This window comes from Methylibium rhizosphaerae, from assembly GCF_006386545.1.
Lineage (GTDB): Bacteria > Pseudomonadota > Gammaproteobacteria > Burkholderiales > Burkholderiaceae_C > Pseudorivibacter > Pseudorivibacter rhizosphaerae.
The window spans coordinates 1-25,851 of record NZ_SWAR01000056.1; the positions used below are offsets into that span (position 1 = coordinate 1).

The following is a 25,851-nucleotide window of genomic DNA, read 5'->3' on the forward strand; positions in this document are numbered from 1 at the left end:
CACTCCCCGTTCGCCCTGAGGTATCGAAGGGCCGCAGCGGTCTGTGCAGGGCTTCGATACCTCAGCCCGAACGGAGAGTGGCTGTGCGCCATGGCCGGAACCCCAATTCATTCACCGCGGAGGCGCGGAGGACGCGGAGGACCGCAGAGCAGACCCGTATTCCTCCGCGGTTCTCCGCGCTCTCCGCGCCTCCGCGGTGAATGCATTTGGACGATTCATGCGCAACCCGCGCACTCGGTTCATGGGGCACCCCTGCCAGGCCGCACCACCACCGCCGGCGGCGCCAGCTCGGTGAACTGCCCGTTCCAGTACGGGTAGTACGGATACGGAACCCCCACCGCGCTTGCCGCATCGAGCCGCGCCATCTGGTCGGCCCCGAGCTGCCAGCCGATCGCCCCGAGGTTCTGCTTCAGCTGGGCCTCGTCGCGCGCGCCGATCAGCACGCTGGAAACGGTGGGCCGCTGCAGCAGCCAGTTGATGGCGATCTGCGGCAGCGCCCTGCCCGTTTCGGCGGCCACCTCATCCATCGCATCGACCACGCGGTAGAGGCGCTCTTCGTCCACCGGCGGTGCAAAGCCGGCGGTTTCGTGCAGGCGGCTTTGCTCGGGCAGCGGCTGGCCGCGGCGCAGCCTGCCGGTGAGCCGGCCCCAGCCCAGCGGGCTCCACACCAGCGCCCCCACGCCCTGGTCAAGGCCCAGCGGCATCAGCTCCCATTCATAGTCGCGCCCGACCAGCGAGTAGTAGGCCTGGTGGGCGACATAGCGCGTCAGGCCGAGCCGGTCGGCCGCCGCGAGCGACTTCATCAGCTGCCAGCCGGAGAAGTTGGACACCCCGAGCAGGCGCACCTTGCCGGCGCGCACCAGGTCGTCCAGCGTGGCCAGCACCTGTTCCACCGGCGTGGCGGCATCGAAGGCGTGCAGCTGCAGCAGGTCGATGTAGTCGGTGCACAGACGCTCGAGCGCCGCATTCACGCCCTCGATGAGGCGGTGGCGCGACGTGCCCACGTCATTGGGGCCGTCGCCGCTGCGCAAGGCGAGCTTGGTCGAAATGATGGCGCGTGACCGGCGCCCTTTCAGGGCCGCGCCGAGGATGCGCTCCGAGGCGCCGTTCGAATACACGTCGGCCGTGTCGAACAGCGTGACGCCGGCGTCGAGGCAGATGTCGACGATGCGCCGGGCGCCGGCCGTGTCGGTGTTGCCCCAGGCGCTGAACAGCGGCCCTTCGCCGCCGAAGGTGCCGGCGCCGAAGCCGAGCACCGGGACCTTGAAGCCGGAACGGCCCAGGAATCGATGTTCCATGTCCATCAATGGGTTCCTTGTGTCTGGGTTTGAAGTTGAACGAGACCGGCCTGCCCGTCGGCGCCGCGGCTCCACAGCGCAATGGCGAGGCCCGACAGCGTGATGAGTGCCGCCACCCAGCCGAGCGACCGCAGGCCGGGGCCATGGTCCACCGCCACGCCGCCGGCCCAGGCGCCCAGGGCGTTGCCGAGGTTGAAGGCGGCGATGTTCAGGCTCGACGCCAGGTTCTGGCCGGCGCCGGCCGCCTGCTCGAGCACGCGCAGCTGCATCGGTGCGGCTGTGGCAAAGGCGGTGGCCCCGAGAAGTCCGACGAACACCACCGCGCTCCACGGCGTGGCGATGGCCCAGTGCATCGAGCCCAGCACGGCCGCCAATGCGGCCAGCGTGCCCAGCACCGCCGGCAGCGTGGCGCGGTCGGCCAGGCGCCCACCAATGAGGTTGCCGATGGCGAAGCCGCCGCCGAACACCAGCAGGATCGGCGAGACGGCCGACTCCGGCAGCCCGGTCACGCGCGTCAGCAGCGGCTGGATGTAGGTGACGACCGTGAAGACGCCGGCATAGCCGAGGGCAGTCATCGCCAGGCCGCGTTGCACGCCGGGGCGCGCCAGCACGGCCAGCTCATCGCGCAGCCTGGGCATGGACGCATCGCGCGGCACAGACGGCACGAGCAGCGCGACCGCCGCGAAGGCGACCCCGCCAACCGCCGTCACCGCCCAGAAGGTAGCGCGCCAGCCGAAGTGCAGGCCGATCCAGGCGCCTGCCGGCACCCCGAGCAGCGTGGCCACGGTGAGGCCGGTGAACATGATCGCGATGGCCGATGCGCGCCGGTGCGGCGGCACGAGGCCGGTGGCCACCACCGAGCCGATGCCGAAGAAGGTGCCGTGCGCCAGGGCGGTGAGCACCCGTGCGGCCATGAGCCAGCCGTAACCCGGCGCCACCGCACAGGCCAGGTTGCCGAGCGTGAAGATCAGCATCAGCGCCAGCAGCACCTGCTTGCGCGGCAGCGAGCGGGTGGCCAGCGTGAGCAGCGGCGCGCCGACGGCCACCGCCAGCGCATAGCCGGAGATCAGCAGCCCGGCGGCCGTGATGGAGACGCGAAGGTCCTGCGAGACCTGCAGCAGCAGGCCCATGATGACGAATTCGGTGACACCGATGCCGAAGGCGCCGGCGGTGAGGGCAAGTAGTGCGACAGGCATGATGGCCGCTACTTTGCGGGCATCCTCCGCCGGTGACTAGAATGCCTTCAGGACCATCTTCTGTGAGTTCAATTCACAGATCACCATGCCCCGCATCGACATCAACCGCTCCGGCGAAATGGAAGTCTTCGTCCAGGTGTTCGACCGCGGCGGCTTCTCGGCCGCGGCCCGCGCGCTGGGCATGACGCCTTCGGCGGTGAGCAAGCTGGTGGGCCGCCTGGAGGCGCGCCTGGGCACGCAGCTGGTGCGCCGCTCCACCCGCCGGCTGCAGCTCACCACCGAAGGCGAGCACTTCTACGAGCGCAGCGTGCGCGTGCTGGCCGACATCGACGAGGCCGAGCGCTGCGTCGCTGCCGATGCGGCGCCGCGCGGCCGGGTGAGCATCAACACCAGCGTGGCCTTCGGCACCCACGTGCTGGTGCCGCTGGTGCCGCTGCTCCAGGCGCAGCACCCCCTGGTCACGCTGGACATCGTGCAGACCGACCGGGTGGTGGACCTGCTCGAGGAGCGCGCCGACATCGCCATCCGCTGGGGCCCCCTGCCCGCCTCCGACCTGGTGGCACGCCGGCTGGGCGACACCGTTCAGGCGATCGTCGCCTCGCCGGACTACCTGGCGCGCCAGGGCACGCCGCGCCGGCCCGACGATCTGGAGTCGCACCACCGGCTCGACTTCACCTACCGCCGCCGCATGCCCGACTGGCCGTTCGTGGTGAAGGGACAGCGGGTGGAGGTGCCCACCCGCGCGAGCGTGCGCGCCAGCGACGGCGAAACCCTGCGCCAGCTCGCGCTGGCCGGCGCCGGCCTGGCATGGCTGTCGCGCTATCACGTGCACCATGACCTGCAGGCCGGCCGCCTGGTGCCGGTGCTGGAGAAGTACAACCCGCGCGAGCGGATGCCGATCCACGCGGTGTACCTGGGCAAGCCCGGGCGGCTGTCGTCTCGCGTGCGGGTGGTGCTCGACTTCCTGGCGGCTCGCCTGCAGGGGGATCCCCGCTTCCTGTCGGCCGCCAGCGCTTCAGCAGCCGCCTCAGCAGCGGCCTGAACGGCGGCTGCGCGGCTGCAACTTGTCGAGCTCCGCGATCTGCTGCTTCAGCAGGATGAGCAGCGTGCGTGCATGTTCCACCGGCAGGCGGATGCAGGAGCTGGGCGACTCTTCGTCGCGGCCGGCCCGATTGGCGATCGACACGTCGGCGCCGAGTTCGATCAGGCCCTTGTCATGCTTGGCTGACTTGAGACGCTGCACATCGATGTCATAGATCTTCACTTGAATCCTCTGCGGCTGGGCAACAGCGGATTGTCGTGCCTCGGAGCCGCAGGTGGCCTGACTTCCGCACGCCCTTCGACAAGGCACGCCCATTGCCGACTCTCTGGTACCGGCGCATCGCCGGCATTCACTTCAACAGGAGATAGACATGAGCGCCAATGAGAATCGCAATGAGCAGGGTGGCCAGAAGCGCAACGAAGGCCAGCGCAACGAAGAACAGCGCAACGAACAGCGTGCGGGCAGCCGCGAGCAGGACCGCAACGAGAAGCGCGACGAGAACCGCGGCGGGCAGCGTGAAGAGAACAAGCAAGGCGGCCGCAACGAAGAGCGCCGTTGATGCCCTTCTCTCGCCCGTAGCAAACACCGGGTACGCACGGGGCCTGCACGGCCCCGTGCCTGCACACGTGGTTCGCTGGACGAGCCCTGGAGCCGTAGCACATGAGCAAGCGCAGCTTCGAACCCGACGACCTCTTTCTTCACAGGCACATCACCACGCTCGACTGCGACCCGCATCACCAGCGAGTCGCCTGCTGTGTCGAATCGGTCGAGCGTGACCAGGACACCTATACAAGCGCCATCTGGCTGTACGACCTCGAAGGCGACGCGCCGGGCCGGCAACTGACCAGCGGCACCGCGCTCGACAGCCAGCCCTGCTGGTCGCCCGACGGACGCCGGCTGGCGTTTCTTTCCGACCGCGGCGGCAACCGCCTGCAGCTTCACCTCATTGCCGCCGACGGCGGCGAGGCACGCCAGCTCGGTCATTTCGACATGGGCGCCAGCTCGCCTTCGTGGCACCCCGACGGCAGCCGCCTGCTGGTCACCGCGGCCGTGCCGGTGGACCCGCAGGCGCATGGCGCACGCCGCAAGGAGAAGGCGGCGCCGCGAGACCCCACGTCGCCCGAGCTGGTCTGGCGCCTGCCCTACAAGCTCGACGGCAGCGGCTACACCCTCGACCGCGAGAAACACCTGTTCGTCGTGGACGCCGGGAGCGGCAAGGCCACGCAGCTCACCGACGGCGCGTTCGACGTGCGCGGCGCCGCCTGGTCGCCCGACGGGCAACGCATCGCGCACATCCGCACCCGCGACGGCGCGCCGCACTGCACCGACCTGTGGCTCATGGACGCCGACGGCGGCAACGCACGGCGCCTGAGCCAGGAGCAGTCGTCGCTGTCGAGCCCGGTGTGGACGCCCAAGGGCGATGCGATCGTCTGCACCGGCGCCACCGACGAAGGCGATGCGCAGTCGCGCCTGTGGCGCGTCGACCCGCAGCGCGGCCACGTCGAGCCGCTGGGCGACGTGTCCAACGAGGCGGTGTCCGCGGGCACGCCATGCTGGTCGCGTGACGGCCGCCAGCTCGCCTTCGTGATCGCGAAGCGAGGCCTTCAGAGCGTGGCTGCCATCGACGTGGACACCGGCCAGGTTCGCCTGCTGGTCGAGGGCCGGCGGCACATCGACCAGCTGTGCGCGACGTCGCAGCGCCTGGTGTTCACCCACCGAGTCGCCAGAGCGGGCCGAGACGCTGCGCGTGGCCGGGTGGGACGGCGGCCAGGAACGCGAACTCGCCGACCACAACGCGTGGTGGTCCGACCGGGCTGCACCGGTGGTGGAGCCACGGCGCTTTCACGTGCCGGCGCCCGACCTCGACGGCGGCACCGAGGAGATCGACGGATGGCTCATGCTGCCGCCCGATCGGTCAGGCCCTTTCCCGCTGCTGGTCGACGTCCACGGCGGGCCGGCGAGCTATGTGCTGCTGGCCTATACCTCCCATGTGTATTGGCAGGTGCTGTGTTCGCGCGGCTGGGCGGTGCTCGCGCTCAATACCGTGGGCTCCAGCAGCTATGGGCGCGACTTCGCGTCGCGGCTGCGCGGCCGCTGGGGCGAACTCGACCTGCAGCAGCACCTCGCCGCCGTCGATGCGCTGCAGCGCGAAGGCATCGCGGACCAGAGGGTCGCCATCACCGGCAAGTCGTACGGTGGCTACCTGAGTGCCTGGGCCATCGGGCAGACGCAGCGCTTCCGGTGCGCGGTGGTGAGTGCGCCGGTCAGCAATCTTGAAGCGCATTACGGCACGTCGGACAGCGGTTTCTACGCCGACCCCTACTCGTTGTGCGGAGAGCCCTACATCAACCGCGAGGCAAGCCGCAAGCTGTCGCCCATGCAGCATGTGCAGCACACCACCACGCCCACGCTCATCCTGCAGGGCAAGGACGACGAGCGCTGCCCGAAAGGGCAGGCCGAAGAGCTCTACGCCACCATCGCCCGGGCCGGCCCGACGCCCACCGAGCTGGTGCTGTATCCAGGGGGCAGCCATCACTTCTTCGAAAGCGGCAAACCGTCTCACCGCCTGGACGCGGTGCAGCGCTGCATCGAATGGCTGGAGCGCTGGATCGACAAGGAGCTGCGCAAGCGGCCGCAGGACGACACGACACCGGCAGCCCATGCGCGAAGCGACAGCCACGCGGTCACGGGCCGGGCAGGTTGAGTGCGACCTCCGGCGTGTTGCGCTCGCACCAGCCTTCCCATGCTCGCTGCGCGCCCCGCTCCCCCTGGGCGAACAGTTCGGCGATGCGTTCGGGGGAATAGTCGAGCTCGCGCGATACCGGGTCGTTTTCGAGCGGCGTGCGCACGACCCGCATCACCGGGCCTGCGCCTGCCCGAGGGCCCGCGTGACGCGCGAGCTTGCCGTGCTGGGTGAGGTCCAGCATCCGCAAGGTCATGGCCAGCGTCGATTGCGGCGGCTCGCTCACCTGGGCAATGCGCTGCTCGATGGCGATCCACAGCGGCGGCTCTTTCCCTCGGCGGCCCGAAGCCGCGAGCCTTTCCAGCAGCGGCGGCACCAGCGAATCGCGAGTGACGTCGCCGTCCCAGTAGAGGCGTCCGCGCAGCTCGCAGGGTTCGTACAGGCCCGGAACGGCGGCGCTCGCCAGCAGGTGCTCCGGCCCGATGGTTTCGCTGTCGCTGTCGAACAGCTTCAGCGAGCCGTCCAGCACGTCGACCGCGGCCACGCCGAGCAGCGGCGCCTGCCCCGGTTCGCTGCGATAGCCCGGCACTAGGTCACGCAGGGTCTGCTCCATCGGGCTGCGGTCCAGCCAGGGCGTCTGCAGCAGCTGCATCAGCGCCGCCGGATGCCAATGCCATGGGTTGGCGCGGTGCAGCGCGCGCGTGCCGGCCATCAGCGAGGTGAGCAGGCCGTTCCAGCTGCGTGCATGCGACGACAACGCAGACCACGGCCCGAGGAAAGGCAGCGAAGGTGTCGCGATATGGTCGCGCCAGAGCGACTCCACTGCCGCGGCGCCCAGGTCGGGCGCCGCATGGTGCCGGGCGATCAGCGCCGCCTGGATGGCACCGATCGACGTGCCGGCCACCGCGGCCAGCCGGATGCCGCGCTCGGCGAGGCGGGGCGCGAGGAATTTCCATGCGCCCGCGGTAAAGGCGCCGAGTGCGCCACCTCCTTGCAGCAAGACGATCGCGTCCATCCCTGGCACCTTCTCTCTTCAGGCAGTTCCATCGGCAATGCGCCCGCCGCGTTGCGCGCCATGCAGCGCGGCAAGGCGCGTTCCAGGGGTTGCGCCGCGCGCCCTGCCGCGGCACGCCGCTTGCCGCGTTGCGGTTCCCACTCAGGAGTACCGCATGCAACCCACTTCACTAGGTTCCAACCTGACCGGCACGGCGCTGACGCCGGCCGCGCTGCTGGCGATGAACGAGGCGTCCGACGAGCTGATGCCTGAGGAAGAGATCGATACCTCGGAGATGGAGGCGCAGAAGCTGGTGGCCATTGCCGAAGCCGACGCGGTCGGGTCGGTGCCCCCGCCGGCCTCCATCAAGGGCGCGGTGAAGTCGGGCGTCTCCAGGATCAAGGGTGGCCACCCGGTCATCTTCATGGACAAGATCGGCGAGCGCATCGCCTTCGAGCGCACCGGCACCCGCCTGTACGACGCACTGATCGTGAAGTACCGCGCGGCGGTGGAGCACCACCCCGATGCCCTGCCGCGTGAATTGCCGCCCGACGGCGAAGACGGCGTGGCCATCAGCGGCGACCCCGGCGAGCTGCTGGCGCGCATCCGCGCCGAGGAGCTGGAGCATTTCAGCCTGCTGTGCGAGGCCATGACGCAGCTGGGCGGCGACCCCACTGCGCAGACGCCGTGCGCCGACGTCACCGCGGTGGCCTCCAGCGGCCTGATGCAGGTGCTCAACGACCCGCGCACGACGCTGGCGCAGTGCCTGAACGCCATGCTCACCGCAGAGCTCACCGACAACGCCGGCTGGGAGCTGCTCGTGAGCCTCGCCGAAGAGGCCGGAGAGTCGGAACTGGCCGGCCGCTTTCTCGGGGCCCTGGGCCAGGAGCAGGAACACCTGGCCATCATCAAGGGCTGGCTGACCGCCCTCGTGTCCGAACAGCCGCAGCCCGACCTGGTCTGAACCCCAAGGAGACTTCCCCATGGCCATCAATCTTCTGCAGGACCGCGGCACGCCGCTGGAGCGACAGCGCTTCACCTGGAAGGAGCTGGTGCAAAAGCCCATCAGCAAGCTCGACGACGATGCCTTCACCCGCGTGCGCATCATCCTCATGAACGGGGTCGAGCTCGACTCGCTGCGGGTCAAGCAGCTCATGCTGCGCATGAACGGACCGCTGCGCCTGCCGATCGCCCAGCTGATGCGGGTGGAGCAACACCAGGCGACGCTGATCAACTGGCTGATCGGCGCCGACCACTCGCCCATCGAGACCACCATCGGCTACGAGCAGACCGCCATCGAGGTGACTGCCTCGGTGGCCAAGCTCGAACCGGACGCCTACCTCGCGCAGGGCTACCGCTATGCGCTGCTCGAGGACTTCGACCACCTGTACCGCTACAGCGCCCTGCTCGACCGCCTGGAAGGCAAGGACGCCAACAACATCACCCAGGGCCACACCGACATCGTCCCGGCGCGGCCGACCGCGGTGCACCACCGCGCCCCCGAGCACGAGCTGCTCGAGCCCTATGCGCCGACCGCGGCCCTGGCGACCAAGCTGCATGCGCTCACGCTGACCGGCGGCGAGTACCAGACGCACGACTACTACATGAACATCGGGCCGCTGTTCACCGACCCGCTGGCGCGCCAGCTGTATGCGGAGATCGCTTCGATCGAGTCGCAGCACATCACCCACTACGGCAGCATGATCAATCCGAACGAGACACCGATGGAGAAGATGCTGCTGCAGGAAGCGTGCGAAGTCTGGAACTACGCCGCCTGCGCGGAGCAGGAAACCAACCCGCGCATCAAGGGCCTGTGGGAACGCTTCCTCGACTACGAACTGGGCCAGCTGCAGGTGGTGATGGAGCTCTTCAAGCAGCACGAGCGGCGCGACCCGGCCGAGCTGCTGGGCGACGGCAGCCTGCCGCCGGGCATCGTGTTCGAGAGCCACCGCGAGTTCGTGCGCGAGGTCATCGAGGCCGAGACCAGCCTGCGCAAGGACGGCACCGCCTTCGTCAACGAGCAGCAGGAAGGCGCCAGCTCGATCGCCTACCGCGAGCAGATGAATGCCGACGGCTCTCCGTCGAGCATCGTTTCGGCCACCTACCGCTGGGCGCCGGGCACCGAGCTCACCCGCGTGGTGCCGCTGCGGCGGGCCGCCTGATCCGGCCAGGACTGGAGGCCGTTTCGATGAAAGCTCTCTGCTGGCAAGGCAAGCACGACATCCGCTACGAAACCGTGCCCGACCCGCGCATCGAGGAACCGCGCGACGCGATCATCAAGGTTTCCACCTGCGCCATCTGCGGCTCGGACCTGCACCTGTTCGACGGCTTCATGCCCGGCATGGAAAGCGGCGACGTGATGGGCCACGAATTCATGGGCGAGGTGGTGGACGTGGGCCCGGAGAACAGGAAGCTCAAGGTGGGTGACCGCGTGGTCGTGCCCTTCACCATCTGCTGCGGCGAGTGCGAGCAGTGCCGCCGCGGCAACTACTCGGTGTGCGAGCGCAGCAACCGCAACAAGGACATCGCCGACAAGGCCTTCGGCCACACCACCGCCGGACTGTTCGGCTACACCCACCTCACCGGCGGCTATGCCGGCGGCCAGGCCGAATACGTGCGGGTGCCCTATGCCGATGTGGCGCCGGTGAAGGTGCCCGACGGACTGAGCGACGAGCAGGTGCTGTTCCTAGGCGACATCTTCCCGACCGGCTGGCAGGCGGCGGTTCAATGCGACATCCAGCGCACCGACACGGTGGCCATCTGGGGCGCCGGGCCGGTGGGCCAGTTCGCCGCCCGCAGTGCCCTGCTGCTGGGCGCGAAGCAGGTGGTGGTGATCGACCGCCTGCCCGACCGGCTGAGCATGGCCCGGGCCTGCGGCGCGCTCACCATCAACTTCGACCGCGAAAGCGTGATCGAGCGCCTGAACGAGCTGACCGGCGGCAAGGGGCCCGAGAAGTGCATCGACGCGGTCGGCATGGAGTCGCATGTCGGCGCCACCCTCGACACCTTCTATGACCGGGCCAAGCAGGCCCTCCTGGCCGAAAGCGACCGGCCGCACGTGCTGCGCGAAATGATCTACGTCTGCCGCCCGGCCGGCGTACTGTCGATTCCGGGCGTGTATGCGGGCCTGGTGGACAAGATCCCGTTCGGCATGCTGGTGAACAAGGGGCTCACCGTGCGCAGCGGCCAGACCCATGTGAACCGCTGGACCGACGACCTGCTGCGGCGCATCGAGGACGGCCAGATCGACCCGTCGTTCGTCATCACCCACACCGAACCGCTGGCCAACGGACCGCAGATGTACAAGACCTTCCGCGACAAGCGCGACGGGTGCATCAAGGTCGTGCTCAAGCCCTGAAGGAGGCTCCTGCCATGTCGAACCCCGAACTCACCGGTCGGCCTTCTGCGCTGGACCGCAAGGCCCGCGCACTCGCCCGCGTGGCCACGCCGGCCGGCCCGCGGCGCCACAGCGCCAGCACCAAGCTCGCCCGCGGGCTGGGCTGGTTCAGCATCGGGCTGGGCGTGGTGGAACTGCTGGCGGCCGGTCCGCTGGCACGCCTGGTCGGCCTGCAGGGCCGCGAGTCTCTTCTGCGCGCCTGCGGTGTGCGCGAGATCGCCAGCGGCATCGGCATCCTGGCATCGCGCGAGGCCGCGCCGCAATCGGCCGCGGTCTGGTCGCGGGTGGTGGGCGATGCGATGGACCTGTCGATGCTGGGCGCGGCGGCGGTCGCGCCCCGTCCGGCCGACGCCCACCCGATTGCCGCCATGGCGGCCGTGGCCGGCGTCACCGCGCTGGACGTGACCTGCGCCTGCTCGCTGCAGCAGGAAGCGCATGCCGCACGCCAGACCACCGACTACAGCGACCGCTCCGGCCTCGCCGCGCCGCCGGAGCAGATGCGCGGCGCCGCGCTCGAGACCTTCACCCAGCCGCCGGACATGCGGGTGTCGGTGCCGGCGTCCGAGCTGCTTCACTGACCCGTCAAGCCAGGGCCTAGGCCGGCTTGGCCACCATCAGCCAGAACACCACCACCAGCGCCAGGAACGCCGGAACGCCGAGTGCCGTCCACCAGCGCAGGTAGGTGAAGTACTTCGGCGGCAGCGGCTGGCCGGCTGCCGCGGCTGCCTCGGCCATGCGTCGCATGCGGATCTGCATCCACACCACCGGCAGCCAGCAGGCCCCGGCCACGAAGTACAGCACGAAGCTCCATATCACCCACCGAGTGGTCCAAGGGATGCCGGCCAGGTGCAGCATGTACAGGCCGCTCAATGGCTGGAAGACGATGGTGGTGGTGGTGAACAGCCAGTCGGCCCAGACGACCTGCCTCACGACCACTGCCACTGCCGCCGGCTGGCGGGTGAGGCTGGCGAAGAACATGTAGTAGGCCGAACCGAGTCCGGTGCCGAACAGCAGCGTGGACGACAGGATGTGCAGCCACTTGACGACGAGGTATTCCATCGGATCAGCCCGGTTTGCGCGGTGCCAGCGTCCACAGCAGCACCAGCACGGCCAGCATCGGCAGGTTCTTGCTGAGCGGGCCGTAAGGGTGCCACCAGAACTCCGGCAGCCGCAGCGTGATGATCGCGGTGTAGGCGGCGATGAGCAGCATCTGCGCTGCCCAGAGCCAGCGCTGGCGCCGCAGCGGGCACAGCGTGAGCACGCCGAACGCCAGGTCCAGGCCTGCGGCGCCGTACAGCGCCAGCGACTGCAAGGCCTGCGGAACGCCGGCCCGGGCGAGCAGCGCCCGGCTTTCGTCGACCGGGAACACGAACAGGGACACCACCCCGGTGAGCAGCCACACCACCGCCAGCGACAGGCGCAGCAGGCCCGTCAGCCAGCCCATCCGCGACTGCAGCGCCAGGGGCTCCTTCCAGCCCTCGTCGATGAAGTGCGGGCAGGCGCGGGGCGGATGCTGCAGCAAGGCCTGCAGGTCTTTCGCCGAGCCCGTGTTGCCCTCGCGCAGCATGCGCCAGGAGGCCGAATCGAACAGCGCATGGCGCAAGTGGTCGCCGGCCTTTGCCGCCGCGGCCATGACCCGGGCCGGCACCACCACCCGGGGCGCCAGCTGCAGGCCCAGCGCCCCGCGCAGCGCCTGCAGGTAGTCGCACAACGGCAAAGGCTCGGGCCCCACGAACGCGATGCGCCGGCCGGACCATTCGCCGGGGGCGGCATGCAGCAGGCGGCACAAGCCGTCGACCACGTCGTCGACATGCACCGGCTGCACCGGGCAGCCCGCGGGGCAGGCCAGCACCGGCAGGCAGGCGAGCCGCAGCAGTTGCCGCGAACTCGCGCCGTCGGGGCCGAAGACCAGCGAGGGTTGCACCACAGCGGCATCGAGCCCCAGCGACAGCAGGTGGCGGTCGGCGGCGGCCTTGCTGCGCAGGAAGGCCGTGGCCGCTGCCTCGTCGGCTCCCAAGGCAGAGATCTGCACCACCCTCGCGACGCCGGCCGTGCGGCAGGCGTCGAACAGCGCCACCGGCCCGTCGACGTGCAGCGCCTGGAAGGTCTGCCCGCCCTGCTCCCTGAAGACGCCCACGGCGTTGACCACGGCCTCCACGCCCTGCAGGTGTTCCTGCCAGTGCGATGCAGATGCGGCGGCGAAGTCGGCCGGCACCCACCGGCAGCCGCCGTGTCTGCCGCTGCGGCGGCCGGCGCAGACCACTTCGTCGCCCTGCGCGAGAAGCGATGCAACGAGCCTGCGACCGATGAAGCCGCTGGCGCCAGCGATGAGGACTTTCATGTGCGGAATGCGGTTTGCCCGGTGGGTGTGCAAGCCGGCCTGTGGACCGGCAATCGGTATTCCGCTGCCATGAAGTCCAGCCTGTCCTTGCTCGCACGCCAGACGGTCGCCGAAGGTTGCGTCGCCGGAGCGCTGTCCGCCCTGGTGCTGCTGTGGCGCGGTCGCCGCGACAGCGCCAGCGCTGCCGCGCCGGTGAACGCGATCAGCCACTGGGTGTGGCCGCGCCAGGCGCTACGCCGCAACGATGCGTCGGTGAAACACACCGGCGGCGGCATGCTGATCCATTTCGCTTCTTCGCTGCTGTGGGCCGGCGTGTACCGCTCCTGGCGGCAAAGCCGCCGCCACGCGGGCCCGTCCAGCGCGGTGCTCGATGCGGCGGCCGTTGCAGGCCTTGCCGCACTGGTGGACTTGAAGCTGGTGCCGCCCCGGCTCACACCCGGCTTCGAGCATCGGCTGCGGCCTTCCAGCCTGGGCTGGGTCTACCTGTCGTTCGCCACCGGGCTCGCGTTGTGCGCCGTGCTGTCGAGCAAGCGCCGCGACGGGGCCTGAGCCAGCCGCTCAGGCGCCGGACTGCGCCTGCAGGTCCGACTGCCGCAGGAAGCGCTGCGTGAGGCCGGGCAGCAGCGACTCCATCCACAGCGCCATCTCCTGCTCCTGCGCGAGGTGCAGCTCGCACATGCGCAGCGTGTCCGGGTCGCCTGCCACCTGGGCCGCGGCCATCAGCGAGCGGTAGGAGCCGATCTCCATGTGGTCGAAGGTGTAGACGGCCAGCGCGGCCTTCACCACCTCGTCGGAGGTGAACAGGCCGCTGAGCGCCTGCGCAGTGCCGACCGCCTTCGCCGCGAGGTCCTTGAGCGCCGAGGTGTCGCCGCCCAGTCGTGCGATGCATTCGCGCAGGTGCTGCGCCTGCACCTTCGACACGCTCGCATGGTCGCGCAGGCGGCTCGCGAATTCCGGAGAGTCGTCAGCCACTCGCGAGGCGGTCTTGGCCAGCATGTCCTCGGCCTGCTCTTCCATCGCGTGCGCGTCGCGCAGCCAGTGCATCAGGTGTTCATGGGAAGTGGTGGTCATGTGCGGTTCTCCTGCTGATGCTTCAGCTCGGCAAGCGGTATTCCGCCTGCGGCGGAACACCGCTTGCCAGACCGGACGAGCCCTCCTTCGCCTCATGGACACCCCATCGTGCAGAGCCTCCGGTACTGCCTCCTCATGAGTGCTGCCTTGCTGCTGGCGTGCAGCGAGCAGCGCAGTCCGCCGCATGGCGAGGTGCCCGGGCCGTCGCCTTCAGCCAGCACCCGTGCGCTCGATGCGGGCGCCGCCCTGCTGCAGGACCGCCCGCCCATCGAGGCGCTGAACGCCTACCTCGACGGCTTCCATTTCCGCAACGGCAGCCCGGCCGAGCAGGTGGAGGCCCACCACTTCTGCTCGGTGATGAGCGAGGCGCTGATCCAGTGCGTGATCTACGACGGCAACACGCGCGAGGCCAGGCTGATGGGCGTCGAGTACATCGTGAGCGCCGAGGTGTTCTCGCAGCTGCCGCCGCAGGAGAAGGCGCTGTGGCACAGCCATCTGCATGAGGTGAAGTCGGGGCAGCTGGTCGGCCCGGGGCTGCCGGCCGCGGCCGAGAAGGCCTTGATGAAGAAGCTGGTCGGCACTTACGGCAAGACCTGGCACACCTGGCAGTCACACCGCGAGCCGCTGCCGCTGGGCGGCCCGCAACTGATGATGGGATTCACCGCCGACAGCCAGGCGGATGCCGCGATGGTCGCCGAGCGCGACAAGCGCATCGGCATCGACAGCGCCGAGCGGCGCAGGCAGCGCGACGATATCGCCGCGCCGCCGATCGACGCCGGGGCAGATGCGTGGCAGCGCGGCCACGTTGTGCAACTGCCGCAACTGCCGTAACTGCCCCACGAACAGCCCAGGCTAACGGCGATCGCGCAGCGCCAGCCAGCCGCCCAGTGCCAGCCCGCAGGCCAGGCTGGTGTAGACCCACACCAGCCCCTGCCTGCCGATGCGATGTTCGAAACCCGGCGTGAGGCGCTTGGGCACCAGCTTGAAGTCCACGAGCGCGGCGAGCGCCGCAACGGCAGCGGCATCGGTGACGGCATTGCTTGCAGTGGGCCGCATGCGACGCAGGCGCAACCACTCGTACAGCGTGCCCCACAGCACCGCAGAAGCTTCATGCGTCACGCCGCCCACCAGCGTGTGGCGCGCGCTCACGCGGTCGGCGCGCAAGGCCTCGTCGCCGAAGATCCAGTGGCTCGGCGCATTGATCGGCGCGACGGCACTGGAGGCTTCCTTGCGGCCGCGCCACATCAGCACGGCGGCCGACAGCGTGCCGCCGAGCAGACCGTGGAGCAGGCTGTTGCCCAGGGGGTTGTGATGCAGTCGATACCTTTGCATGGCGATTTCTGAGAGAGGTGGCAACGCCACACCGGCAAGCCGCATGCCCCGGCGCCCGCAGTCCTGGGCGCGGTGCTTGCCCCGGGAAAGGATCCACTCCAGGAGATCGACCATGCAGCCTCCCTTCTTCAGGCTCTTTGCCGCTGCGGCGTCAGCGGCCTTCCTCAGCGCGGCGGCCGGCGCGGCGGACCTCGCCAAGGCGGATGCCGAGTTCATCAACAAGGCGGCGCAGAGCGGCCACTACGAAGTCGAAGTCAGCAAGCTGGCGCAAACCAAGGGGACCGCAACCGAGCTCAAGACCTTCGCCCAGCAGATGGTGTCCGACCACACCAAGTCCGGCGAAGAGCTCAATGCGCTGGCGCAGAGCAAGGGCGTGCAGCCGCCCGCCGAGCCTTCGGGCAAGCAGAAGGCGCAGCTCAGGAAGCTGGGCGACGCGCAGGCGGGCAGCTTCGACAAGGCCTATGCCAAGGACAGCGTCGAAGCGCATGAGGACACGGTGCAGCTGTTTCGCAAGGCGGCGCGCGACGCAAAGGACAACGACGTGAAGACCTTCGCCTCCCGCACGCTGCCCACGCTCGAACACCACCTCAAGATGGCGCAGGACATGAAGTCTGCGGTCGACACCAAACGCTGAGGTGTCGCGAGGCACGGCTGTTGCCGCGCTGGTAGTGCCGGCACTGCCGGATTCTTCCAACCCAACGGAGACTCGTCATGACCAATCAACGCAGCAACCCGCAAGGCGGCCAGAGCCGCGACCAGAGCCAGCGCAAGGAACCGCAACGCGCGAGCGGCCGTGAGCAGGAGCGCAATGAAGAGCGCCAGGAAAACCGCGGACAACGCGAAGAGAACCGTGAAGGCGGACGCCGCGAAGAGCGCCGCTGACACCCCAGCCGGGGCGTGACCGCCGCGCCCCTCCTTTCTCACGGATGCCGGCCGGATGTCCATCCGGCCGCTTCTTCGTCTGCATGGCCGGTCCGCATCAGCCTCCGCCGATGCCTGCCGTCACCTTGCCCGTACCGCCGCAATCCGGGCAGTCGGCCTGGCCGCCTGGCGTGCGCCCGGTGCCGCCGCAGGTCCGGCACACGGTCTCGCCGGTGCCGGGCGCGCCCGGCGGCGCTTCATCGCCCGGCGCCGCAGGCTGCGCCGGGCCCGGCTGGGCGGCCGCGGCTTGTGAAGGGAGTCCTCGGCTTTCGCGATAGGTCATGGCCATCTCCAGTGAACTCGAGCAGCGGCTCGCCACGGCGGGCCCCGTGTCCCGCTTGCTCGATGCGGCAAGGCGCATTCCCCGCACAACGAACTCAGGCGCCGCCTGCAGGCTCCAGCAAGGTCTGCAGCAACGACAAGTCCACCGGCTTCACGAGGTGGTGATCGAAGCCGCTGCGGCGGCTGCGCAGGCGGTCTTCTTCCTGGCCCCAGCCGGTCAGCGCGATCAGCTTCAGGCCCGCCAGCCGCTTGTCCGAGCGCATCTTCCGGGCCACCTCGAAGCCGTCCATGCCCGGCATGCCCAGGTCGAGCAGGGCCACCGCCGGGCACCATGAGCCGGCAATGTTCAGCGCCGTGGCGCCGTCGTGCGCGGTGTGCACCTCGGCGCCGAGATGGCGCAGCACCATGGCCAGCGAGTCGGCCGCGTCGCGGTTGTCGTCGACCACCAGCACCCGCCGGGCGGGCAATGCCGGGGGCGGCGGCACGACTGCGCGGCTGCGCTCCAGCCGTGCGGCGGCCGGCAGCCGCACGGTGAAGGTACTGCCCCGTCCCGGGCCTTCGCTGTGCGCCTGCAGGGTGCCGCCGTGCATCTCGGCCAGCCGCCGCGCGAGCGCGAGGCCGATGCCCAGGCCGCCCTGCGCGCGCAGGGCATTGCGGTCCACCTGGGCAAACATCTCGAAGACGTGCGGCATGTCTTCGGCGGCGATGCCCACGCCGTTGTCGCGCACGGCCACCGCGATCCATGGGCCATCGCGGCTCACCTCGACCTCGATCCGCCCGCCCTCTTCGGTGTACTTGGCCGCGTTGTTGAGCAGGTTGACGATGATCTGCGCCACACGCACCGCGTCGCCGCGCACCGGTTGCGGCGCGTCCGGCAGGTGTACCTGCAGGTCATGCCGCGCCTTTTCCAGCAGCGGCCGGCTGGTTTCGATGGCCGTGCGCACCATCTCGCGCAGATCGAGCGACTCCAGGCGCAGCTCCAGCTGCCCCCGGCTGATGCGCGAGGCCTCCATCAGGTCGTCCACCAGGCGCACCAGCTGGTTGAGCTGCCGCTCCATCATGTCGCGCAAGTGGCCGGCCACGCCGCCCTGCAGCTTCACCAGGTGCAGTGCATTGCGGATCGGCGCAAGCGGGTTGCGCAGCTCGTGTGCCAGCGTGGCCAGGAACTCGTCCTTGCGACGGTCGGCGGCCTGCAGCGCGGCACGCGCCTGGATCCGCTCATGCACGTCGATCACGGAGCCGATGTAGCCGAGCCAGCTGCCGTCGGTCGCGCGCCGGGCGCGGCCCGCATTGATCGCCCAGCGGTAGCTGCCGTCGATCACCCGCAGCCGGCACTCCAGCTCGAACGCTGAACGGTCCTGGGCGGCCTGCACGAAGGTGCGCCAGGCCGCCTCGCGGTCTTCGGGGTGCACCATGTCGACCCAGCCGTTGCCGTTGCGATACGCAGCCTCTTCGTTCTGGCCGGTGTATTCGAACCAACCGCGGCTGATGAAGGTGAGGTGGTTCGCGGTATCGGTGACCCACAGCATCGCCGGCGCGGTGTCGGCCATGACGCGAAAGCGCTGTTCGCTCTCGCGCAGGGCCTCCTCGGCCTGCTTGCGCTCGGTGATGTCGACGACCACCGCGGCCACGTTGCGGGGCTGGCCCTGGGCGTCGCGCAGCAGGTTGGCCACCTTGCGCACCCACACGACGCTGGCGTCCGGCCGCACGTAGCGCTTCTCGATGAAAAACGACGGCCGGCTGCCGGCCAGCAGGCTCGACAGCATCTCCGCGCTCGGCGCCACGTCGTCCGGGTGGGTGATCTCGGAAAGCTCCGCGCCACGCAGCTGCGCGGCGGAGCGCCCCACCAGCTCGCAGAAACGCGCGTTCACCTCGGTGATGTGGCCCTGCAGGTCGTAAAGCACCACGCCGGCGACGCTTTGGTCGACGAACGCGCGCAACCGCACCCGCTCTTCGCGCAGCTCGGTCTCGATGCGGTCGCGCTCCATCGCCACGCCGGCGGCATTGGCACCGAATTCGGCGATGCGCCTTTCCCACGGCGTGGGATCGCGGTCCTGGCGCAGGCACAGGAAGAACGAGCCGATCGGCCTGCCGCCCACGCCGAGCACCGGCGCGGCATGGCAGGCCTGGATGCCGAGGGTGCGGCAGAGCTCCCGGTCGGGGTAGCCGCCGGACAGCAGCTCGCCCGGGGGCATGTCGCGAAGGGCGGCCGCAAGCTCGGCCGGCTGGAAGTGCTCGGTGTACACACTGTCCACGGCATCGGTGCCGGGCTGCAGGCGAACGATGAAGGCCCGCGCCTGCGGATCCAGGCGCGAGACCGATGCGGTGAGCGCCGTCAAGGACTCCTCGACCGAGGCGCCCGACAGGATGCTCTCGAGCGCACGCCGCTGTTCCGCCTCGAGCAGCTCGGCGCGCTTGCGGCTGGTGATGTCCAGCGTGATCCCGCTCACCCGGCCGTCCTGCATGCGGCGTCCGCGGGCCTGGTGCCAGCGCACGCCTTCGTGCGGCAGCAGCACCCGGTATTCGATCTCGATCTCGCCGCGCGCGGCCAGCTGCTCGTGGAAGCGCACCATGAGGTTCTCCCCGTCGTCCGGGTGGATGCGGGTGAGCGCCAGGGCCACCGAGGCAGGTTGGCCGCGGTGGAGCCCGAGCATGTCGTAGACCTCCGGCGACCACATCACCTGCTCCGGCCGCGGCCCCATGCTCCAGGAACCCGCGTTCGCCGCCGCCAGTGCGGTGCGCATGCGTTCGTCCATTTCGCGCCGCATGGCGTCGGCGTCATACCGCACACGTGCCGCGGCCAGGTGGGCGGCCACCCGGGCCAGCAGCTCGCGCGCCGAGAACGGCTTCACCAGGTAATCGTCGGCTCCGGCATCGAGGCCTTCGATGCGCGCCTCTTCGCCGGCCCGGGCCGAGAGCAGCAGGATGGGCAGCACGGCGGTGCGTGCGTGGCGGCGCAACCGGGCGGTGAGTTCCAGGCCGCTCAGCCCGGGCAGCATCACGTCGCTGAGCACGAGGTCGGGCGGCTGATCCAGTGCCATGCCCAGTGCCTCGTCGCCGTCGCCCGCGGTGCGGACGTGATAGCGCGGCGCGAGCAGCCGGTGCAGGTAGTCCCGCAGGTCGGGGTTGTCCTCGACCAGCAGCACCGATGCAGCATCGCCCGGCGCAGCGGCGGGCGCCGCCAGGTTGATGCCTTCATCCAGCACGCCGAAGCCGGAATCCATGCCGTCCGACACGCCGGCATCGCCTTGCCGCAACCAGCTCATGGCTTCGCCCACGTAGGCCACGGTGGCGGCGGTGGGCGGCGGCGCACCGGTCTCGAGGGCCTCGGCGCCCCGCACCTCGCTCGCCGGCAGGTGGGCGCTGCCGAATGGCAGACGGACCACGAAGCGGGAGCCTACGCCCGGCCGGCTTTCGACCGCGATGCTGCCGCCGTGCAGCCGCACCAGCTCGGCGACCAGCGACAGCCCGATGCCGCTGCCCTCCATGCTGCGGCCGCGGGCGCCTTCGATGCGCTGGAAGCGCTGGAAGAGCTTGGGCAGGTCGGCCGCGGCAATGCCGCTGCCGGTGTCGGCCACCGACACCTCGGCATGCCGGCCTTCGCGGCCATCGACCTCGCGAACAGCGATGGTGATGCGCCCCTTGAAGGTGAACTTGAAGGCGTTGGAGACCAGGTTCAGGACGACCTTCTCCCACATCCGCGTGTCCACGAACACCGGTTCGGACAAGGGCGGGCAGTCCACCACCAGCTCCAGGCCGGCACGTTCACAGGCCGAGCGGAAGCTGCTGGCCAGGTCGGCGGTGAAGACAGCGAGGTCCGTCGCCTCGAACACCGCATTGGCGCGCCCGCCTTCCACCCGCGCGTATTCCAGCAGCGTGTTCACCAGCTTCAGCAGACGCTGCGTGTTGCGGCTCGCCGTGCCGACCAGCACCCGCCGCGCGTCGCCCGGCGCCAGCGTTTCGGCCAGGTCTTCGAGCGGGCCGACCATCAGGGCCAGCGGCGTGCGGAATTCATGGCTCACGTTGGCGAAGAAGGCGGTCTTGGCCCGGTCCAGCTCGTCGAGTGCCTGGGCGCGCCGTAACTCGGACTCGAAGGCGCGGGCATGGGCCAGCGCACCGGCGATCTGCTGACCCACCAGCGAGGCATGGGCTTCGTACTCGGCGTCCAGCCTCAGCCGGGGGCTCAAGCCCAGCACGACGAAGCCGTCGGCCTCGGCCGCGCCCGGTGTCAGCAGCGGCACCACGACGGCTGAGTCGATCGGCTCAGGCCAGGGCCCTGCATGCAGGCTCGGCATGCGCCGGGCCAGCCCGCTCACGGTGCCGGGCCGGCGCGACTGGGCCGCCGCCGTGAAGGGCCACGGGCCGTCGTCCGGCGGCTGCACCATCTGCGGCGCCCACGGCGCGCCGGCCCCGAGGCCGGTGGCCGCGGTGAGATGCAGCGAACCGTCGGCCTGCGGCAGGTAGATCAATGCAAACGGCAGGTCGAGCGAGCTGTGCGACAGGGCCACGGCCAGCTGCTGGCAGGCCTGCTGGGACGTGCGGGCCTCCATCAGCACGGCGGAAAGCCGACGCAAGCATTCCAGCCGGCGCTCGCCGATGAGCCGGTCGGTCTCTTCGGTCACCGCGCAGAACAGCCCGCCCACGCTGCCGTCGTCGTCGTAGGCCGGGCTGTACGAGAAGGTGAAGTAGGCCTCTTCGGTGTAGCCCTTGCGCTGCATCACCAGCAGCACCCGGTCGTTCCAGGTCGCCTGGCCGTCGCGCAGCACGCCTTCGGCCTGCGGCCCGACCACCGACCAGACGTCGCTCCAGACCTCGGGGGCCGGCCGGCCGAGGGCCTGCGGGTGGCGCTGGCCGAGTATGGGGGCGTAAGCGTCGTTGTAGATCTGGATGAAGGACGGTCCCCACCACACGAACATCGGATACCGCGAGCCCAGGATCAGCCTCACCGCGCCCCTGAGGCTGGCGGACCAGCCCTCGGGCGAGCCCAGCGGCGTGGCCGACCAGTCGAGCCCGCGCGCCAGCCGCGCCAGTTCGCTGTCGCCTGAAAACACCTCAGCCGCGTTCATGGAAGACCTCCGGAAACGGGCACGGCTCGCACAGGCTCGACGAGCCGGGGAGGCTCGCCGCCCACGCCATGGATTTGCCCATTGGGCAAGCGCCATGCCCAGGCTCCAGGAAGCCGCCGATGCTGCGCCACGGACCGGTCGCTCGGCTGCGCCAGCCCGCTGCTGCAGCAAGATGTGCCGCAAGCCTCAGGCCGCGTCGAGCATCCCCAGCGTCGAGGCGTTCGAGGCGGTCTCGTCGAAGCTGCCGTGGATCGCGGCGGCCATCGCATGGTCCAGGGCCATCGCCATGTAGGCATAGCTGGCCCGGATGGCGCGCCGGACGTCGTCGATTTCGCGCTGGCTCGGCGCATGCCCCAGCAGCGTGGCCACGATGTCCAGCGCCTCCCAGGGGTGGGTGTCGTCGTATTCGGCATGCACCCGCAACCAGCGCATCGCAGGCCCGCGAACCTCGGCCGGCAGCGACTCGGCGTAGTCGGCCTTGGAGCACACCACGCACGACCACTCGCCGGTGGCGCCTTCCACCGCGTAGTTGGTCGCCGCGATGGCCACGCTCAGGCTGCCCTGGTCGCACACGAACCAGCACCAGTGGGCGAGCGCCTTCAGGCCTTCGGTTTCCTCGCTCTCGGCCAGGTCGCGCGCCGTCAAGCCGGCCGACCGCGCCCATTCCACCCAGTACTCCGCGTGCTTCTGCTCCACCCGGATGTTGTGCATCAGGTAGCGCCGCGCCATGTCCTCGCCCGGGCTCCTGCCGTAGCTCACCTTCTTGAGCGTCATCGACATGAAGCGCGGAAAGCGTTCGATGGTGGGCCACACGCCGACCAGGAAGCGCTGCATCGCCGCGAGCGGCAGCTTGGCGTCGCGCATCAGGGCGAACAGCTCATGGTCGACGACCCGCAGCTTGTCGCGTTGGGTGTCGCGGACCACCTGCTGCAGCCACAGGGGGTAGCTGCCGATGTCCTTCAGCTCTCCGGTGCGTTGGAACTCCTTCATGCGAACCTCCCTCGTGGGTGTTGTCGGAAATCGTCTCGAGCGGCTGCGCTCGTCAGGTCGACGGGCGCATGTCCAGCACGGTGAGCAGCCTGCGAAAGTCGATCGGCTTGGTGAGGTAGTGCTCGAAGCCACGGGTGAGGGCTGCATGGATCTGCTCGGGCAAGGCGTCGGCCGACAGCGCCACCAGGCGGATGCCTGCCGTCAAGGGGCTGCGGCGCAAGGCCTCGGCCAGCTCGATGCCGCTCATGTCGCCCAGGTTCATGTCCACCAGCATCAGGTCGGGCGGAAACTCCGACGCCATCGCCAACGCCGAAGCCCCGTTCTCGGCGACCCGCAGGTGGATGGCCGGACGGAAGGCCGCGACCTGCCGCACGAGCTCGACGTTGACCTCGTTGTCTTCGGCATACAGCACGTTCAGCCTGTCGTCGAGCGCACCATGCTGGCTGGGTGCGGCCGGCAGCGGCGCGGGCGCAGCGTGGTATTCGCAGACCCGCAGCTCCAGCGTCGCGATGGTGCCCTCGCCCACCACGCTGTCGACCTTCAGCCGGCCCTGCATCAACTCGACCAGCCGGCGCGAGAGCACCAGCCCGATGCCCGTGCCGTCCACCTTGGAGGCCTCGGCGCCGAGGCGGTTGAAGGGCTCGAACAGGTGCACCAGTTTTTCGGGCGGTATGCCGGGGCCGGTGTCGGCCACGGTGACGATGCAGCCCTGCGCCGTGCCGTGCCAGCCCAGGCTCACCCGGCCGCCGCGGCGGTTGTACTTCACCGCGTTGCTCAGCAGGTTGACCAGCACCTGGCGCAGGCGCACATGGTCGGCCTGCACCTGGCCGCCAGGCTCGCCGCCACCGTCCGGCCGCGGCGCGGATATCTCGACCCCGCATTCGGCGGCGAGCGGAGAAATCATGGCTACCGCCTCCTCGGCCACCTGCTGCAGGCTGACCGGCTCGACCAGCAGCGCAAGCTGCCCCGCCTCCACCCGGGACAGGTCGAGCACGTCGTTGACGAGCGCCAGCAGGTGGGCGCCCGAGTTCTCGATGTGGCGGATGCGCTCGAGCTGCGGCCGGGACGCCGGATGGTCCTTGTCGAGCCGCAGCAGCTGCGAAAAGCCGAGCACCGCGTTGAGCGGCGTTCGCAGCTCATGGCTCATGCGCGACAGGAATTCGGTCTTGGCCCGGCTGGCGGCTTCGAACGCTTCGCGCGCCTGCCGCTCGGCGCGCGCGGCCCGCAGCTCCGTCACGTCGCGCAGCACGACGGTAGTCAGCAGGCCGGTACCGGTGTCGAAGCGCGACACCGACACCTCCATCGGGAACTCGCTCCCGTCGGCCCGGGTGCCGGTCAGTTCGTGCACCGCGGCCGGCGCCCGGCCTTCCTCGCCCGGATCCGGATGGTCCGGCTTGCCGAAGCCGTTCGGGACGAATCTGCCGATGGGGCTGCCTAGCGCCGCATCGGCCGACACGCCGAACAGCCGCTGTGCGGCCCGGTTGAACAGCACGATGCGTTCGCTCGCGTCGATGGTGATGACACCGTCGGTGACGGCATCGACCAGCCGCGCCATGCGGGCCTCTCCTTCGCGCAAGGTGGCCTGCAGGCGCATGCGCTCGGTGATGTCGAAGAAGGTCACCACCGCGCCTTGCACCTTGCCGTCGTACAGCACCGGATGGGCCCAGTACTCGACCGGGAAGGCGCTGCCGTCCCGGCGCCAGAACACTTCGTCGGCCACATGCCGCGGCCAGTCCCGCTGTGCCGAGTCGAGCCGTGACTCGCCGGGACCGTAGGTGCGCCCATCGGGATGCGAATGGTGCACGAGGGCGTGGATCTCCCGCCCCAGCAGGTCGGCTTCGCGCTCGTAGCCCAGCAGGCGCAAGGCCGCCCGGTTGATGAAGGTGCAGCGCCCGTGGACGTCCACGCCGAACAGGCCCTCGGCGGTGGAATCGAGCAGGCGCTGCAGCGACTCCTGGCGCCGGCGCACCTCGTCTTCGGCCACCGCCTGCAGGCGCGAGGTGCGGCGCACGAAACGCATGCCGGTGTAGGCCAGCAGGCCGGCGAGCAGCAGGTTCACCGCCAGCAGCAGCCCCTGGGTGCGGCGCGACGCTTCACCCAGCTCGGCAGAGAACCTGCGCTCCAGCTCGGTCATCCGGGCGTTGAGCAGCGGGGCCTGCTCGCGCATCTCGCGCACGGCCGGCGCCTGCACGTCCCCGGCCGAAGCGTGCGCATGGGCGCTTTCCACCAGGACGCGCATCTGCTCGATCACACGATCGCCCTGCTCCCAGGTCTGGATGGCGCCGGCCATGAAGGACACGTCGCCCAGCCAGCGAAACAGCCGGATCAGGCCGTCGATGTCGTCGGGGTGGTTGCCTCCGTCGAGGAAGCCGCGCCGGGCAGCTTCGAGATCGGGAGGGCTCGCCTGGAGCGCCTCGCGCGCCCTGCGGTCTCCCAGCGGAACGGCGATGGCCTCATGGAACCGGTGGTAGTCCTGAGGCCTGAAATGCTGGGCATAGGCGAGCAGGTGCATCTGCGCGTCCTTCTGGCCCTTCGAATACAGGCTCTCCCCGGTCACGTAGGCGCGCACCGCCGACAGCACGTCGATGCTGATGGCGGCGACCAGCACCTGGATCGCGACGATCAGGACGAACACCGCTGCAACCGGCCACGAGCCGCGATGCACGGATGGGCCGGGTGTCGGTTGAGCGGCGGTGCTGCCGCGCCGAAACCTGGCCAGTGTGGTCGATATCGAATACATCCGACACGCCCCGCCGCGCGCTGCAGTTCCCCCTCGAACCTCCCTGTGCGAAGAGATGCAGCCTGATGGAATCTTCAGACGGCGAAGCGCCTTCCCCCTTTGCCTGCGGGCAGCTTAGGCGCCGCCCGCAGGCTGGGTCAACGTGCAGGTGCGGCGTCGGCGCCACGAGGTCGCTGTCGCTTGACGAACGTCAAGGCCGACGGAAACGGGGCTGTAAATGCGCTTCCAGTTGTAGCCGGGGTGGTGGCGGCAGGCGCGAGGCGTTGTCAGTTCTTCAACCGGTAGCCGGTGCGCACCATCCAGCTCACCACCGCCACGCAGGCCACCAGGAGCACGATGGTCGCCGCGAGGCTCCCGCCCACGCCCACGTCGGTGCGTAAGCTCCCCCGTCAAGTAGACATCCCGGAACTGGAGTCTGCGGCGGTTGTGAGCCTGGGCATGAACAGCCTTGGAGGCAGGCCGCCCAGGGCGTCGTGAGGGCGCTGCTCGTTGTACTCG

At 69.9% G+C, this 25,851-nt stretch carries 23 protein-coding genes; 11 read left to right on the top strand and 12 right to left on the bottom strand.

Features of this window, described 5'->3' with window-relative positions; translation table 11 throughout:
• Nucleotides 1–239: 239 nt before the first annotated feature.
• Together E8D38_RS25340 and E8D38_RS25345 are read right to left on the bottom strand one after the other, a co-directional pair.
• Nucleotides 240–1,298, bottom strand: coding sequence for an aldo/keto reductase (locus E8D38_RS25340; protein WP_140636957.1), 1,059 nt, complete (start codon nt 1,296–1,298; stop codon nt 240–242).
• 5 nt (nt 1,299–1,303) lie between these two features.
• The gene (locus tag E8D38_RS25345; protein WP_140636959.1) at nt 1,304–2,494 is read right to left on the bottom strand and encodes an MFS transporter; all 1,191 of its coding nucleotides are present in this window, start codon (nt 2,492–2,494) and stop codon (nt 1,304–1,306) included.
• Nucleotides 2,495–2,579: 85 nt separating this feature from the next.
• On the opposite strand from E8D38_RS25345, the gene E8D38_RS25350 reads away from it, so the two are divergent.
• A complete protein-coding gene (locus E8D38_RS25350; protein WP_140636962.1) occupies nt 2,580–3,536 on the top strand; it encodes a LysR family transcriptional regulator in 957 nt (318 codons plus the stop codon).
• Here E8D38_RS25350 and E8D38_RS25355 read toward each other — a convergent pair.
• On the bottom strand, nt 3,522–3,758 hold the full coding sequence (locus tag E8D38_RS25355) for a hypothetical protein (protein WP_140636964.1): 237 nt from the start codon (nt 3,756–3,758) through the stop codon (nt 3,522–3,524). The genes E8D38_RS25350 and E8D38_RS25355 overlap by 15 nt on opposite strands.
• A 148-nt stretch (nt 3,759–3,906) precedes the next feature.
• Between E8D38_RS25355 and E8D38_RS25360 the strand changes: the two genes are divergently transcribed.
• Both E8D38_RS25360 and E8D38_RS28670 read left to right on the top strand, forming a co-directional pair.
• The gene (locus E8D38_RS25360) at nt 3,907–4,095 is read left to right on the top strand and encodes a hypothetical protein (protein WP_140636966.1); all 189 of its coding nucleotides are present in this window, start codon (nt 3,907–3,909) and stop codon (nt 4,093–4,095) included.
• Between the two features lie 1,188 nt (nt 4,096–5,283).
• Nucleotides 5,284–6,240 (top strand): alpha/beta hydrolase family protein, encoded by a 957-nt coding sequence (locus E8D38_RS28670; protein WP_219851873.1) that lies wholly within the window; start codon nt 5,284–5,286, stop codon nt 6,238–6,240.
• Here the strand turns inward: E8D38_RS28670 and E8D38_RS25375 are convergent.
• Nucleotides 6,221–7,234, bottom strand: a complete 1,014-nt coding sequence (locus E8D38_RS25375; RefSeq protein WP_140636972.1) for a patatin-like phospholipase family protein — start codon at nt 7,232–7,234, stop codon at nt 6,221–6,223. The two genes, E8D38_RS28670 and E8D38_RS25375, sit on opposite strands and share 20 nt — an antisense overlap.
• Nucleotides 7,235–7,388: 154 nt before the next feature.
• Here E8D38_RS25375 and E8D38_RS25380 point away from each other — a divergent pair, with 154 nt between their 5' ends.
• The 4 genes from E8D38_RS25380 to E8D38_RS25395 are packed head-to-tail and all read left to right on the top strand — an operon-like array spanning nt 7,389 to nt 11,188.
• Nucleotides 7,389–8,177 carry a ferritin-like domain-containing protein gene (locus tag E8D38_RS25380; RefSeq protein WP_140636974.1) on the top strand — a complete coding sequence of 263 codons (789 nt, stop codon included), beginning with the start codon at nt 7,389–7,391 and terminating at the stop codon, nt 8,175–8,177.
• Between the two features lie 19 nt (nt 8,178–8,196).
• Nucleotides 8,197–9,375: a hypothetical protein gene (locus E8D38_RS25385; RefSeq protein ID WP_140636976.1), complete on the top strand. Its 1,179-nt coding sequence runs from the start codon at nt 8,197–8,199 to the stop codon at nt 9,373–9,375.
• Nucleotides 9,376–9,401: 26 nt separating this feature from the next.
• Nucleotides 9,402–10,571, top strand: a complete 1,170-nt coding sequence (locus tag E8D38_RS25390; protein ID WP_140636978.1) for a zinc-dependent alcohol dehydrogenase — start codon at nt 9,402–9,404, stop codon at nt 10,569–10,571.
• Nucleotides 10,572–10,585: 14 nt separating this feature from the next.
• Nucleotides 10,586–11,188, top strand: coding sequence for a hypothetical protein (locus E8D38_RS25395; protein WP_246099667.1), 603 nt, complete (start codon nt 10,586–10,588; stop codon nt 11,186–11,188).
• Nucleotides 11,189–11,204: 16 nt separating this feature from the next.
• Here the strand turns inward: E8D38_RS25395 and E8D38_RS25400 are convergent, their stop codons facing one another.
• Both E8D38_RS25400 and E8D38_RS25405 read right to left on the bottom strand, forming a co-directional pair.
• Nucleotides 11,205–11,669, bottom strand: coding sequence for a DUF2269 family protein (locus tag E8D38_RS25400; protein WP_140636980.1), 465 nt, complete (start codon nt 11,667–11,669; stop codon nt 11,205–11,207).
• A gap of 4 nt (nt 11,670–11,673) precedes the next feature.
• Nucleotides 11,674–12,951, bottom strand: a complete 1,278-nt coding sequence (locus E8D38_RS25405) for an SDR family oxidoreductase (RefSeq protein ID WP_140636982.1) — start codon at nt 12,949–12,951, stop codon at nt 11,674–11,676.
• A gap of 69 nt (nt 12,952–13,020) precedes the next feature.
• Between E8D38_RS25405 and E8D38_RS25410 the strand changes: the two genes are divergently transcribed.
• Nucleotides 13,021–13,500, top strand: a complete 480-nt coding sequence (locus E8D38_RS25410) for a hypothetical protein (RefSeq protein WP_140636984.1) — start codon at nt 13,021–13,023, stop codon at nt 13,498–13,500.
• Between the two features lie 9 nt (nt 13,501–13,509).
• Here the strand turns inward: E8D38_RS25410 and E8D38_RS25415 are convergent, their stop codons facing one another.
• Entirely contained in the window at nt 13,510–14,022 is a 513-nt protein-coding gene (locus E8D38_RS25415) for a ferritin-like domain-containing protein (RefSeq protein ID WP_140636986.1), read from the bottom strand.
• Nucleotides 14,023–14,157: 135 nt separating this feature from the next.
• On the opposite strand from E8D38_RS25415, the gene E8D38_RS25420 reads away from it, so the two are divergent.
• Nucleotides 14,158–14,853, top strand: a complete 696-nt coding sequence (locus E8D38_RS25420; protein WP_140636988.1) for an OBAP family protein — start codon at nt 14,158–14,160, stop codon at nt 14,851–14,853.
• Nucleotides 14,854–14,874: 21 nt separating this feature from the next.
• Here the strand turns inward: E8D38_RS25420 and E8D38_RS25425 are convergent, their stop codons facing one another.
• Entirely contained in the window at nt 14,875–15,354 is a 480-nt protein-coding gene (locus tag E8D38_RS25425) for a hypothetical protein (RefSeq protein WP_140636990.1), read from the bottom strand.
• Nucleotides 15,355–15,466: 112 nt separating this feature from the next.
• Between E8D38_RS25425 and E8D38_RS25430 the strand changes: the two genes are divergently transcribed.
• Nucleotides 15,467–15,988, top strand: coding sequence for a DUF4142 domain-containing protein (locus E8D38_RS25430; protein WP_181179428.1), 522 nt, complete (start codon nt 15,467–15,469; stop codon nt 15,986–15,988).
• A 77-nt stretch (nt 15,989–16,065) separates the two neighbouring features.
• The gene (locus tag E8D38_RS28460; RefSeq protein ID WP_181179430.1) at nt 16,066–16,236 is read left to right on the top strand and encodes a hypothetical protein; all 171 of its coding nucleotides are present in this window, start codon (nt 16,066–16,068) and stop codon (nt 16,234–16,236) included.
• Between the two features lie 97 nt (nt 16,237–16,333).
• On the opposite strand, the gene E8D38_RS25435 is transcribed toward E8D38_RS28460, so the two are convergent.
• From E8D38_RS25435 to E8D38_RS25450, 4 genes are all read right to left on the bottom strand, one after another.
• Complete coding sequence (locus E8D38_RS25435; RefSeq protein WP_140636994.1) at nt 16,334–16,558, bottom strand: hypothetical protein; 225 nt, start codon at nt 16,556–16,558, stop codon at nt 16,334–16,336.
• A gap of 94 nt (nt 16,559–16,652) precedes the next feature.
• Nucleotides 16,653–21,623 (bottom strand): ATP-binding protein, encoded by a 4,971-nt coding sequence (locus tag E8D38_RS25440; protein WP_140636996.1) that lies wholly within the window; start codon nt 21,621–21,623, stop codon nt 16,653–16,655.
• A 186-nt stretch (nt 21,624–21,809) separates the two neighbouring features.
• A complete protein-coding gene (locus tag E8D38_RS25445; protein ID WP_140636998.1) occupies nt 21,810–22,613 on the bottom strand; it encodes an iron-containing redox enzyme family protein in 804 nt (267 codons plus the stop codon).
• Between the two features lie 52 nt (nt 22,614–22,665).
• Nucleotides 22,666–25,248 carry a PAS domain-containing hybrid sensor histidine kinase/response regulator gene (locus E8D38_RS25450; protein ID WP_181179433.1) on the bottom strand — a complete coding sequence of 861 codons (2,583 nt, stop codon included), beginning with the start codon at nt 25,246–25,248 and terminating at the stop codon, nt 22,666–22,668.
• Nucleotides 25,249–25,851: the final 603 nt, after the last annotated feature.